The sequence below is a fragment of the Streptomyces sp. NPDC040432 genome, from assembly GCF_055595445.1.
On sequence record NZ_JBVIVP010000011.1, the window covers coordinates 166909 to 179925 of the forward strand.

A 13017-nucleotide genomic window follows, 5' to 3' on the forward strand; every position below is an offset into this window, starting at 1 on the left:
CTGGTCCCGGCCACGGAAACGTACGGGGTTCCGGGGGTTCCTCCTGGATGATCAACCAAGAGCTCTAGGTGCCCATTGCCCTTGCATTTACGATGGGAATCACCGTATTCACCTGGCGAATGTGGCTCACCCCACCGCAAGGAGTCCCTGCCATGCACGTCCTCGACCTGCTCCAGTCCGACGATCTCGGCCTCACCCTGCTCTGGGGCGAGGCGTCCCTTCTCGGCCAGGAGGTCAGCGGGGTCACCGCCACCGACCTGGAGGACCCGGGCCGGTTCCTGGGCCCCGGGGAACTCGTGCTGAGCGGACTGGTGTGGTGGGCGGAGGGCGACCTGGCGAAGGCCGACCACTTCGTCTCGGCCCTCGCCCGGGCGGGGGCCACCGCCCTGTTCGCGGGCGAGGAGACCCACGGCCGGGTTCCCGACGAACTGGTGGCGTCCTGCCGGACGCACCGGGTGCCGATCGTGGCCGTCCCGGCGCGGACCAGCTTCCGGGCCGTCACCGAGGCCGTGTACCTGCGCCAGTGGGGCGACCTCAGCCGCCGCCCCCACCGCATCTTCGCCCTCCCCGAGAACGTGCGCGCCGAACTCAGTCGGCTGCTGGAGGGCGGCGCGGGGCCCGCCGAGCTCCTGGACCGGGCCTGCGCGCACCTGGGCAAGGTCGCGTGCTACCTGCTGACCGCGAGCGGCCGCACGGTGGCCCGTACGCCGTCCGCGCCGCCGATGTCCGCCCGGCGGGCCGTCGCCACGCGCGGCGGGCTGTCGCTGCGGATCGAGGCCGACAGCTCCCCGTACGACGCCTGGCAGCTCCACGTGCCCGACGCGGACGCGGCGCCGCCCCGCGTGCTCCACGAGATCGCCGAGGTCATCGCCCAGTACCGGGACGGACTCATCCGTGCCGGGGTCGCCGCTCGTCCGGCGGGCCGCGAGCTGGTCCGGGTGCTGTCGGGCGAGGCGGAACCGGCCGCGCTGGAGGAGGCGTTGACCGCCGCCGGGCTCCCGCCGACCGGCCCGTACCGGGTGCTCGTCGCCACCTCCGGCGAGGCCCTGGCCGAGGCGTTGGAGCACCTGGACGGCGTTCCGTGGGCGGTGGGCGGCCCGGTCGCGGTGCTGTCCGAGGAGGCGCGCGCGTCGGCGGACCACGTGGCGGCGCTGCGCGCCCTGTGGCCTCTGATCCAGGCCTGCGCCGGCCCCGACGCGGACCTGCGCCTGGGCGCGGGCGCCCGGGCCGCGGGCCCCGAGGAGCTGCGTTCCTCGCTGACCCAGGCCCGCTTCGCCCTCACGGCGGCCGACGAGGCGGGTCCCGTGCGCGGGGTCGAGCAGTTGGACACCCTGGCGGACCTGCTGTCCGGGGGTGCCGCCGGAGGTGCGCGGGGTGTTCGGGACGCGGACGTTGGGTGCGTTGGGCGACGGGATGCTGCGCGAGACGCTGGAGGTCTTCCTGGCCAACAACTGCTCGTGGGCCCGTACGGCGGAGGCCCTCCACCTGCACGTGAACACCGTGCACTACCGGATCGAGCGGGTGGAGGTGCTGACCGACCGGGACCTGTCCCGCCTCGACCACAAGCTCGACCTGTACGCGGCGCTGCGCTGCGGCTAGCCGTACGAAGCCCGCCGGCTCGGGGAGCGGCGGGCTTCCATTTGGTCGGTTGCGAACACTGTACGCATGGGCGTACGTTGTTCATGTCACCGAGCGAACGGTGTACGCATCAGGCGGGGCAAGGGGAGGGACCACCATGAGCGGTACCGCGGGGAACATCCGAACGGGCGTCACGGGGGAGGGAGCCGCGCGCGACCCGCGCCGCTGGCTCATCCTGATCGTGCTCTGCCTCAGCACCCTCGTACTGGTCGTCGACAACATGGTGCTCACCGTGTCGATCCCGCCGATCGCCCAGGACCTCGGCGCCGACGCCGAAGCCATTCAGTGGATCATCGAGTCGTACATCCTGGTCTTCGCCGGCCTCCTGCTCACCGCGGGCAGCCTCTCCGACCGGTTCGGCCGCCGACGGGTGATGATCATCGGCCTCGCGCTCTTCGGGATCGCCTCCCTCCTCGCCGCCCACGCCGAATCCCCCGCCCAACTCATCGCGGGACGCGTGGTCATGGGCATCGGCGGCGCCCTCGTCATGCCGAGCACCCTCTCGATCCTGATCACCGTCTTCGACGAGGAGGAGCGCCGCAAGGCCATCTCCGCCTGGGGCGCCGCCGCCGTCGTCGGCCTCGTCGGGGGCCCGGCGGTCGGCGGGATCCTGATCGCCCACTTCTGGTGGGGCGCCGTCTTCCTGATGAACGTGCCGATCGTGCTGATCGCCATCGCCGCCGCGCTGATCCTGATGCCCGAGTCCAAGGGGCCGTGGCGCAAGCCCGACTTCGCCGGCATGGGCCTGTCCGTCACCGGAATGACCGCCCTGATCGGGACGATCATCGCCCTCCCGAAGGACGGCCTCACCGCCCCCTCGACACTGGTCGGTCTCACCGTCGCCGTCGGCGCGCTCACCGCCTTCGTCGTCCACGAGGTCCGCACCGAACACCCGATGGTCCCGATGGCCCTCTTCCGCGACCGGATGTTCAGCGGCGCCAGTTTCTCGCTCGTCCTGCTGACCTTCGCCAACGGCGGTCTGATGCTGGTACTGACCCAGTACCTCCAGTTCGTCGCCGGCCACAGCCCCACCGAAACCGGCCTCGCGTTCACCCCGCTCGCCGTGGCCACCCTGCTCTTCAACGGCCTCGGCGCCACCCTCGGCAACCGCGTCGGCAACCGGATCATGACCGCCGTCGGCCTCGCCGTGATCGCCGCCGGCTTCGCGGTCCTCGCCACGCTGGAGGCCGGCGACGGCTTCGTCCCCCTCGCCGCCGCCATGACGGTCATGGGCATCGGCGGCGGCCTGGCCATGCCGGCGGCCACCGCGGCCCTCATGGGCGCCGTCCCCGCGGAGCACGCGGGAGTCGGTTCCGCCCTCAACGACACCGTCCAGCAGGCCGGCGCCGCCCTCGGCGTGGCCGTCCTGGGCGCCCTGCTCACCTCCGTCCACTCCGGCGCCATGCCGGCCGGCACGCCGGACGCCGCCCGGCACTCCGTGACCGTCGCCCTCACCGACCCGGCGCTCGCCGCCGCCGCCCGCGACGCCTTCACCGCCGCCATGTCGGCCACCTTCACCGCCGCCGCGGCGGGCGTCCTGGCCGCGGCCGGCCTCGCCCTGATCCTGATGCGGGACCGGAAGTCCCCCGCGACCCCGGCGCCGACCGGATCCGAACCCCGACCGTCGGACCCGACCCCGGCCGGACGGGTGGCCGCGTAGGCGCACGGCACGGGGGCGGGAACGCGAGGAACGGCGGGGGAACGCAGGAGCGGCGGGGGAAACCCCCGCCGCTCCTGCGCGCTCCGGGCCGGCGACGGGCCCACCGGGTACGGACGGGCGCTCACGGGCTCCACGGGTACGGGCCGGCGCTCACGGGCTCCACGGGCACGGACGGGCGCTCACGGGCTCCACCGGTACGGGCCGCCGCTCACCAACCGCTCGCCGCCCCGCCCTCCTCCGCCGGCGAACCGACGGCCTCGCCGTCCTGCTCGACGGCGACCACCGCGGGGTGTGCCCGCAGGGCGGCCAGCTGTGCCTCGTTCAGATCGGCCGCGAAGCCCCGTACGACGCTGCGGTACACGTACCGGACCTCGGTCACGCCGGTCTCGTCCATCACCCGCTCCGGGTCGGCGTCGGGGGCGAGGGTGACGATGTAGGGCTCGGTCCGGCTGTCGTCGGCCGGCCTCACCGACCCCACCGCCCCGGCCGCGTACGCGACGGGCGCCACCCCGAGCGGGGCGACGAGCAGGGAGGCGGCGAGCAGGGCGGGACGCAGGATCGGGCGCGTGATCGGGCGGGTGGTCGGGCGCATGCGGAACTCCGTTTCCCAAGGATCGGCTACCCGCTCCTTCGGCCGGCAAGCGACCCACCTTGAACCGCGCCGGGCGCGGACGGCTTCGGTAGCCTGTCGCGACGTTGTCGTCGTGTTCATGGTCAGAGCGTCGGACCCCGTCGCAGGGGCGGTTCGGGGCCGGCGTTCAGGCCCGCGACTCCCGGGGGACCCTCATGCTGACGATCGGCCAGGTCGCGACCCATCTGGGCGTGACCGTGCGCGCCATCCGCCACTACCACCAACGGGGCCTGCTGCCCGAGCCGGAGCGCGACGTCTCCGGTTACCGGCGCTACGGGGCCGACGCGGTCGTGGCCCTGGTCCGGATCAGGACCCTGTCGGACGCCGGCGTGCCGCTCGCCCGGATCGAGGAACTGATGGCCGCCACGCCCCGACAGTTCGCCGCGGCCGTGAAGGAGATCGACGACGAGCTCAGAACCCAGGTGCGGGACCTGAAGCGGCGCCGCGGCCGGATCGCCGAACTGTCCGCGGGCGACGCCCTCTTCCTCCCGCCCGACGTCGTGCTCCTGCTGGACCGGCTCCGGGAGGTCGGCCTCTCCCCCGAGACCGTCAGGACCGAACGCGACACGTGGATCCTGCTGGTGGCGCAGTACCCCGACCGGGTCCCGCAGTGGGCACGACAGAAGCACACCCTGTTCGAGGACCCCGCCTTCCAGCGCCTCTACCTGACCTGCGACCGGGCAGCCGCCTGGGACCGCGACGACCCCCGACTGGAGGCCCTCGCGGACACCGTGAACGCCTTCGGCGGCCTCACCCCGCCGGACCCTGACGGCCCCGAGCCGGTGCTCCCCCTCGACGCCCTGGTCGCCGTCACCCTCATGGCGTCCCGAACGGGCAGACCGGTCCCGGCGTGGGAACGCCTGATAGACCTCTGCCGCCTCCGCGCGAACCCCACCTGAGGCCTCCTGGGGATGGTCCGGGTCGGCCGGGGCCCGACGCGGCGGCCCCGCCGTCCCCGCGCGGGCGGGATCCGGCGGGTGCGCGGTGGTGGGACAACGCAGAAGGCCCCGGCCGGTTTCCCGGTCGGGGCCTTCAAGTGCCCGGTGAGGCACTGGCGGAGGATACGAGATTCGAACTCGTGAGGGGTTGCCCCCAACACGCTTTCCAAGCGTGCGCCCTAGGCCACTAGGCGAATCCTCCGCCGCAAACAATACAAGACGTTGAGGGGTGCTCGCGAACACGATCCGGATCACGGGTCCCGGAGTCCTCCCTGATCGGTCCTTGATCCGCTCCGGCGGGGTCCGAAGCGGATCCCGAACCGGGGTCGTGATCGCGGTCGGGGCGAGGAGGGAGGGGTGAGGAGCGAGGGCGAGGGGCGAGGGGTGACCCGCTCGGCGCCGGGCTCGGGTGGTGGGATCGCTCTGCGGTGGGGCCCCGCGGGGCCGGTCGGGGTGGTGGGATCCGGGTGGTGGGGGTCCGGGTCGATTGTGGGGGGGGTATCCGCTACTGTGGGGCCCAGCCCCTCACGTGGCGCTATCTCACCCAACTCCCCCAGGGCCGGAAGGCAGCAAGGGTAAGTGGGCTCTGGCGGGTGCGTGGGGGGCGCTTTGCGTTCCGGGCGGGGTCGCCGCGGCGGGTCCGGGGGCGTCGGCGGGCCGCCGTTGTCGGCGGGCCCGGATAACCTCGTAGACGTGTCGTCCCTTGCGCTGTACCGCCGCTACCGCCCCGAGTCGTTCGCCGAGGTCATCGGGCAGGAGCATGTCACTGCCCCGCTGATGCAGGCCCTGCGCAACAACCGGGTCAATCACGCGTACCTGTTCAGCGGTCCGCGCGGCTGCGGGAAGACGACCAGCGCGCGCATCCTGGCCCGCTGCCTCAACTGCGAGAAGGGCCCCACCCCCGACCCGTGCGGGGAGTGCCAGTCCTGCCGCGACCTCGCCAGGAACGGCCCGGGTTCGATCGACGTCATCGAGATCGACGCCGCCTCGCACGGTGGTGTGGACGATGCCCGTGACCTGCGCGAGAAGGCCTTCTTCGGCCCCGCGTCGAGTCGCTACAAGATCTACATCATCGATGAGGCGCACATGGTTACCTCGGCGGGCTTCAACGCCCTGCTGAAGGTGGTCGAGGAGCCGCCGGAGCACCTCAAGTTCATCTTCGCCACGACCGAGCCCGAGAAGGTCATCGGCACCATCCGGTCGCGCACGCACCACTACCCCTTCCGTCTCGTCCCGCCCGGCACCCTGCGGGACTACCTCGGCGAGGTCTGCGGTCGGGAGGGCGCCACCGTCGAGGACGGCGTGCTGCCGCTCGTGGTGCGCGCCGGCGCCGGATCGGTGCGCGACTCGATGTCCGTGATGGACCAACTCCTCGCCGGCGCCGCCGATGACGGTGTGACGTACGCCATGGCGACCTCCCTGCTGGGTTACACCGAGGCCTCACTGCTCGACTCCGTCATCGACGCCTTCGCAGCCGGGGACGGGGCCGCCGCCTTCGAGGTCGTGGACCGCGTCGTCGAGGGCGGGAACGACCCGCGGCGATTCGTCGCCGACCTGCTGGAGCGCCTGCGCGACCTGGTGATCCTGGCCGCCGTGCCCGACGCCGGGGAGAAGGGGCTCATCGACGCCCCGGCCGATGTCGTGGAGCGGATGCAGGCCCAGGCCTCCGTGTTCGGGGCCGCCGAGCTGTCGCGCGCCGCCGATCTGGTCAACACCGGCCTCACCGAGATGCGCGGGGCGACCTCCCCCCGACTCCAGCTGGAGCTGATCTGCGCCCGGGTGCTGCTGCCCGCCGCCTTCGACGACGAACGCTCCTTCCAGGCCCGCCTCGACCGGCTGGAGCGCAGCGGACCCCCGGCCGCGGCCGCCGCCTTCGCGGCTCCGCCCGCGATGGCCTACGTACCGTCCCCCGAGGCCCACGGGATGGCCCCGGCCGGCCCGGGCGGCGGCGCGGCCGCCGCGCGCGCCGCCGTGCGCGCCGAGGAGGCGCCCGCCCCGGCGCCCGCGCAGCCCGCCCCCGCGGCGCCCGTCGCTGCCCCTGCTGCCGCACCGCCCGTCGCGGCCCCCGCACCGGCGGCACCGGCCCCGGCCGCCCCGGCGCCCGGTGCCTGGCCCGGCGCCGCCCAGCCCGGCAGCGGGGCTCCCGGTGCCTGGCCCGGAGCGGCCTCCGCCCCGGCCGCGCCCCCTGCGGCGGCCCCCGCCGCCGGTGCCTGGCCCAGCGCCGCCGCCCCCGGAAGCGGGGCCCCGGCGCCCGCCCCGGCCCCGTCGGCACCCTCGTCCCCGTCCGCCGCCGCGCCCGCCGCGGCCGCGCCCTCCCCCGGCATGGCCGCCGGGGCGGGCCAGGTCCAGGCGATGTGGCCCGGGGTCCTGGAGGCCGTCAAGAACCGGCGTCGCTTCACCTGGATCCTGCTCAGCCAGAACGCCCAGGTCACCGGCTTCGACGGGACGACCCTCCAGCTCGGTTTCCCCAACCCCGGAGCCCGCGACAACTTCGCGAGCAGTGGCAGCGAGGAAGTCCTGAAGGCGGTCCTGGCCGAGCAGTTCCAGGTCAATTGGAGGATCGAGGCGGTCGTCGGCCAGGGTGGCGGCCCCGCCCCCGTGGCCCAGGGTTCGTACGCGCCGCCCGCCCCCGCCCACAACCCGCCGCCCGCGCAGTACCAGCAGCCGCAGGCCCCCGCCGCGCCGCAGCAGTCCTACGAGCAGGCCCAGCGGCCGGCTCCCGCGCAGCAGCCCCCCGTGCAGCAGGCCCCGCCGCCGGTGGCCCCCGAGGACGACGTCGCGGAGGCCGACGATCCCGACCTCGTGGAGAGCGCGCTGTCCGGGCACGACCTGATCGTGCGCGAGCTCGGGGCCACCGTTGTGGAGGAATACACGAATGAGTAGCGCCCCGTAGTTGGGTGGCCGCACGAAACCGGCCGCGCCGTCCGGGCTACCCTGGGCGGCGTGAAGGTCCTCGTCATCGGCGGCGGCGCCCGCGAACATGCCCTGTGCCGCTCTCTGTCCCTCGACCCCGACGTCAACGCGCTGTACTGCGCTCCCGGCAACGCCGGCATCGCCGAGGTGGCGGAGCTGCGCCCGGTCGACGCCCTCGACGGCGACGCCGTCGCCCTCCTCGCCACCGAACTCGGCGCCGACCTGGTCGTCGTCGGCCCGGAGGCCCCCCTGGTCGCCGGCGTCGGCGACGCAGTCCGCGGGGCCGGCATCCCCGTCTTCGGCCCGTCCGCGGCAGCGGCCCGGCTGGAGGGGTCCAAGGCCTTCGCCAAGGACGTCATGGCCGCCGCCGGGGTCCCGACCGCGCGCAGCTACGTCTGCGCCACCCCCGAGGAGGTGGACGAGGCCCTCGACGCCTTCGGTCCCCCGTACGTCGTCAAGGACGACGGCCTCGCCGCCGGCAAGGGCGTCGTCGTCACCGACGACCTGGCCGCCGCCCGCGCCCACGCGCTGGCCTGCGACCGCGTCGTCATCGAGGAGTACCTCGACGGCCCCGAGGTGTCCCTGTTCGCCATCACCGACGGCGTCACCGTGCTGCCGCTCCAGCCCGCGCAGGACTTCAAGCGCGCGCTCGACGGCGACGAGGGCCCCAACACCGGCGGCATGGGCGCGTACTCGCCGCTCCCGTGGGCCGACCCGAAGCTCGTCGACGAGGTCATGGAGCTGGTGCTCCAGCCCACCGTCGACGAACTCCGCCGCCGCGGCACCCCCTTCTCCGGACTGCTCTACGCGGGTCTCGCCCTCACCGGCCGCGGCACCCGTGTCATCGAGTTCAACGCGCGCTTCGGCGACCCGGAGACCCAGGTGGTGCTCGCCCGGCTCCGCACCCCGCTGGCGGGCGTCCTGCTGAACGCCGCCAACGGCACCCTGGCCGCCGGGGAACCCCTCAGCTGGAGCGACGAGGCGGCCGTCACGGTCGTCATCGCCTCGCACAACTACCCGGAGACGCCGCGCACCGGCGACCCGATCGAGGGCCTGGCCGAGGTGGCGGAGCAGGACGGCCCCGACGCCTACGTGCTGCACGCCGGTACCCGGAGCCAGGGCGACGCGGTCGTCAGCGCGGGCGGTCGCGTGCTCTCGGTGACGGCGACCGGATCGGATCTGGCGCAGGCCCGGGAGAAGGCGTATAAGGCCGTCGCCCGCATCCGGCTCGACGGATCACAGCACCGCACGGACATCGCCGCGAAGGCGGCCGAAGGCCGCTGACCAGCACGAGAGCGGCAAGGCGGGCCCGGTGCGCAGGTGGTGCGCAGCGGGCCCGCGCGCATGTCCGCGTACGACTGCATCCAGCCGCGTTCGAACGCACCCACCTTTACCCAAAGCCATTCCATCGGGTGATCGTCACCCGGACCGCCTGACGTTCGCCCGTGCCCCAACTAGGGTGCGGCGCAAGCATTCCGGCACATGGCCCACCGGCATTGCGATGTCGGTGGCGGGTGTCACAGTGGGGGAGTGAGCTACGCCGCCGCAGGGCAAAGGGGGTGAGGTCCGGCCGTGTCCGGAACCGGTTCGATCGCAGAAGTGGGCGCGCCCTCCGCGCGTTCACGGGCCCTCGCCGTGCTGCGGGTCCGCAGCAGGGCGCTGGCCGCCGTGCTGCTGCCCGCCGCCCTCGCGGTGGTGCTGGTGAGCGCCCGGATGACGGGCCGGCTGGCCGGGGATCCCTGGCCCGTGGTGACCCTGGTCGTCTGCGCGGTCGCCGCGCTGGTGCTGCTGGCGGGCGGGGCCTTCGCCGCGGTGGTGCTGCGCGCCGGCCCCGCCGTGACGCCGACGGTGCCCCTGTCGGAGGCCGCCGCACCCGACCTCTACCGGCTCGTGCGCGATCTGGCCGACCGGATGGACGTTCCCGCACCCTCGGCCATAGCCCTCACCCCGGACTGCGACAGCTGGCTGGAGGACCGGACGCACCCGGCCCACCGCCGGAGCGCCATATCCGCCGGGCCCGAGTCGGAGCCGGGCGCGGCCCCCGTGCTGGTGATCGGCTCCCCGTTCCTGTGGTGGATGCGCGTTGCCGAACTCCGCGCCGTCCTCGCCCCGGTCGTCGCCGGTACGGGTCCCTCCGCGCACCCGGACATAGCCGACGCGCGCGGCTTCGTCCGCGGGCTCGACGCCGCCGTGGACGTGGGCGGTCGGCGCGGCCTGGGCTGGATCGCCGCTCCGGCCCGGCTGCTGCTGCGGCTGTGCGGCACGGACGCCGCCGAGATGGAACGCGGCGTGGCCGCGGCCGCCTCCGACCGTGCCCAGGGTGTGGACTACGGGCTGCGCATCGTCGCCCAGGAGCAGGTCGGCCTCGCCTACGCGGGCTGGGACCGGCTGCTGACCCGTGTCGCCCTGCCCGCCTGGCGGATGGGCCGCTGGCCGGCGCACCTCGACGCCGGGGTGGTCTCCGCCCTGACCGAGCTGTCCCGCCGGGACCGGCTGGCCGACGGCTTCACCTCGCGCCTCGGCGAGCGGCCGGCGTGCGACCTGCTGGAGCAGCCCGGCGCGATCGACGAGGCCACCTCGCTGCTGGCCGCCCGACTGTTCCACGGCGGCCCCGCCGAAGCCGGTCCGGACTGGTCACCGGTGGACTGGACGGCGTACCCGGAGGAGGTCGTGGACCGCAAGTGGCGTACCGAGGCGGCGCGGCTGCACACCGCTCTGGACGCCGTGGCCGTCCCCGCGGGCCCGCCGACGGCCACGCCCTCGCCGGACTCCGCCGAACCGCTGCCCGCCGAACCGCTGCCGGCACGCGGCCCGAACGTCTCCCGCGCCCCCATGAGCCCCACCGGCTCCGTGGGCGTGGCCGCGGGGGCGGCAGCCCCGCCCGCGTACGCCTCGGCCTCGGCCCAGGCCGGATCCGCCCAGGCGCCCGGCGCGCAGGGCCCGGTCCCGTCGGGGCCCACCACCACGTCCGCCGCCCCGCCCCCGACCGGGGACGCCTTCGACGGCCCCACCCTCGAACGGGTCCTGGGGCACCTGACCGATCCCGGCGGCGACTGCCTGGCCGCGGAAGCCCTCGCCGGGCGACTCAGCGGCGACCTCGCGCGCGAGGAGCACGCGGCGGGCAGCCGCGAGGGCTCCGCCAAGGCCAGGGGCGCGGACACGGTGCCGCTGTTCCCGCTCCAGCCGCCGCGCAGCGGCCGGGACCTGCTGGCCGACCACGTCACGGCATTGGTGTGCTGCGCCGCGGTGGACTCGGCCGGCGCCGGCCCGGGCATGGACTGGCTGGACGGCCCGGTCCTGCTTGTCGGCGGTGAACGCCGCTCCGACCTCGCCCCCCGGGTGCTGTCCCTCGTGGAGGACGGCGACCCCGGCCCCCTGCGGGATTGGCTCGCCGAACTCGGCGTCCGCCCGGACAAGCCGGTCCGCCTGGTCTGAAGCCCGGGGGACGACACCCGACCCGCGCCTCCAGCCACGGGCCGGATCCCGCCACGACGGGCCGCGCGCCACTGGACCGGGGCCCTCCCCACGGCCCCCCGAAAGTGGCCCCGACCACCGCAATCCGACCGGCCGAAGCGGGGGCCGGCCTTCCACTCCCGCTCCGGGCACGTCAATTCGCGACGAACGGTGACGGAGTGCGTGCGTAATGTGATGTGCTGGGATCGGTGGCGGTAGGTGTCCGAAAGCTGTCGTGCACCGAAGCGAAGGAAGACGCGTTCGGGGGAGCGAGGGAGGGGAGCGGAATGGGTGCGGACCAGATCCGGCGTTGGGAGTCAGGTGCGCTCGCGCACGCGGTGAACGACCCCTTCGGACAGGGCCCCCTGCCCTGGTTCCGGGGCAGCGAGCTCTACTACGACGACACCGGCCAGGTCGTCCCCTGGTACGTCGACCCGGCGGTCGCCGCCGGTCAGATCCCGCGCGCCCGCACCGGCGGCCCCCGTACCGCCGATGACGTCCACCGCCAGATCAAGGGCTTCGCCTCCACCGGAGCCGTCTCCCCCGGCGAGGCGATCGACTTCCACATCACCGTCGACCCGCCCCAGCAGTTCTCGGTCGACGTCTACCGGATCGGCCACTACGGCGGCGACGGCGCCTTCAAGATCACCACGAGCCCGCGGTTGTCCGGCATCGTCCAGCCGGCCCCGCTCACCGCCGACCGCACGGTCTCCTGCCACCACTGGTGGCTGTCGTGGCGGCTGCAGGTCCCGTCCTACTGGACCGTCGGGGCCTACGTCGCCGTCCTCACCACCGCCGACGGCTACCGCTCGCACATCCCCTTCACGGTCCGCGACGACCACCCCGCCGACCTCCTGCTCCTGCTGCCCGACATCACCTGGCAGGCCTACAACCTCTATCCCGAGGACGGCCACACCGGCGCCAGCCTCTACCACGCCTGGGACGAGGAGGGCAGGCTCCTCGGCGAGCGCGACGCCGCCGTCACCGTCTCCTTCGACCGCCCCTACGCGGGCGCCGGCCTGCCCCTGCACGTGGGCCACGCCTACGACTTCATCCGCTGGGCCGAGCGCTACGGCTACGACCTCGCCTACGCCGACACCCGCGACCTGCACGCCGGCCGCATCGACCCGACCCGCTACCGCGGCCTGGTCTTCCCCGGCCACGACGAGTACTGGTCGGCCCCCATGCGCCGCACCGTCGAGCGGGCCCGCGACCACGGCACCTCCCTCGTCTTCCTCTCCGCCAACACCATGTACTGGCAGGTCGAGCTGGGCCCCTCCCCCTCCGGCGTGGCCGACCGGCTCCTCACCTGCCGAAAGCGCCGGGGTCCCGGCAGGCCCAGCCTCTGGCGCGAGGTGGACCGCCCCGAACAGCAACTGCTCGGCATCCAGTACGCGGGCCGCGTGCCCGAGCCGGCGCCGCTGATCGTCCGCAACTCCACGCACTGGCTGTGGGACTCCACGGGAGCCGCCGAGAACGACGAGCTCGACGGCCTCGTCGCGGGCGAGGCCGACCGGTACTTCCCGCGCACGCAACTGCCCGAGCACCGGGACCGCATCCTGCTCGCGCACTCCCCCTACCTCGACACCGAAGGCGCCAAGCGCCATCAGGAGACCTCCCTCTACCGGGCGCCCAGCGGGGCCCTGGTCTTCGCCTCCGGCACCTTCGCCTGGTCACCGGCCCTGGACCGTCCCGGCCACGTCGACGAGCGCGTCCAGCGGGCCACCGCCAACCTCCTCGACCGGATCTGCAAGCGCGACTGACCCGGCCGCCGCACCCCCAGG

8 protein-coding genes, 1 tRNA gene and 1 other RNA gene are annotated in these 13017 nt (G+C 74.4%); 8 read left to right on the forward strand and 2 right to left on the reverse strand.

Translation table 11 applies throughout. The features are described from left to right. Positions 1-152 precede the first annotated feature (152 nt). On the forward strand, positions 153-1739 hold the full coding sequence (locus tag ACZ58N_RS23175) for a PucR family transcriptional regulator ligand-binding domain-containing protein (protein WP_471162969.1): 1587 nt from the start codon (positions 153-155) through the stop codon (positions 1737-1739). Continuing rightward, on the forward strand, positions 1736-3298 hold the full coding sequence (locus tag ACZ58N_RS23180) for an MFS transporter (RefSeq protein WP_471162971.1): 1563 nt from the start codon (positions 1736-1738) through the stop codon (positions 3296-3298). Before ACZ58N_RS23175 ends, ACZ58N_RS23180 begins: the two co-directional genes overlap by 4 nt. A 208-nt stretch (positions 3299-3506) precedes the next feature. Here ACZ58N_RS23180 and ACZ58N_RS23185 read toward each other — a convergent pair whose 3' ends face one another. Next, positions 3507-3890: a protease inhibitor I9 family protein gene (locus ACZ58N_RS23185; RefSeq protein ID WP_471162974.1), complete on the reverse strand. Its 384-nt coding sequence runs from the start codon at positions 3888-3890 to the stop codon at positions 3507-3509. Between the two features lie 194 nt (positions 3891-4084). Between ACZ58N_RS23185 and ACZ58N_RS23190 the strand changes: the two genes are divergently transcribed. Further along, a complete protein-coding gene (locus ACZ58N_RS23190) occupies positions 4085-4828 on the forward strand; it encodes a MerR family transcriptional regulator (protein WP_471162976.1) in 744 nt (247 codons plus the stop codon). A gap of 153 nt (positions 4829-4981) precedes the next feature. Here the strand turns inward: ACZ58N_RS23190 and ACZ58N_RS23195 are convergent. Continuing rightward, a tRNA-Ser gene (locus ACZ58N_RS23195) sits at positions 4982-5069 on the reverse strand. A gap of 314 nt (positions 5070-5383) precedes the next feature. On the opposite strand from ACZ58N_RS23195, the gene ffs reads away from it, so the two are divergent. The 5 genes from ffs to ACZ58N_RS23220 all read left to right on the forward strand — a co-directional run bounded on the left by ffs (position 5384) and on the right by ACZ58N_RS23220 (position 12996). Then, an RNA gene (gene ffs, locus ACZ58N_RS23200) (signal recognition particle sRNA small type) lies at positions 5384-5482 on the forward strand. A 78-nt stretch (positions 5483-5560) separates the two neighbouring features. Then, a complete protein-coding gene (locus ACZ58N_RS23205) occupies positions 5561-7750 on the forward strand; it encodes a DNA polymerase III subunit gamma and tau (protein WP_471162978.1) in 2190 nt (729 codons plus the stop codon). A gap of 60 nt (positions 7751-7810) precedes the next feature. Continuing rightward, complete coding sequence (gene purD / locus ACZ58N_RS23210; protein ID WP_471162980.1) at positions 7811-9064, forward strand: phosphoribosylamine--glycine ligase; 1254 nt, start codon at positions 7811-7813, stop codon at positions 9062-9064. A 288-nt stretch (positions 9065-9352) separates the two neighbouring features. After that, positions 9353-11215 (forward strand): M48 family metalloprotease, encoded by a 1863-nt coding sequence (locus ACZ58N_RS23215; protein WP_471162983.1) that lies wholly within the window; start codon positions 9353-9355, stop codon positions 11213-11215. Positions 11216-11520: 305 nt separating this feature from the next. Continuing rightward, positions 11521-12996 carry a N,N-dimethylformamidase beta subunit family domain-containing protein gene (locus tag ACZ58N_RS23220; protein WP_471162986.1) on the forward strand — a complete coding sequence of 492 codons (1476 nt, stop codon included), beginning with the start codon at positions 11521-11523 and terminating at the stop codon, positions 12994-12996. The last annotated feature ends 21 nt before the right edge of the window (positions 12997-13017 follow it).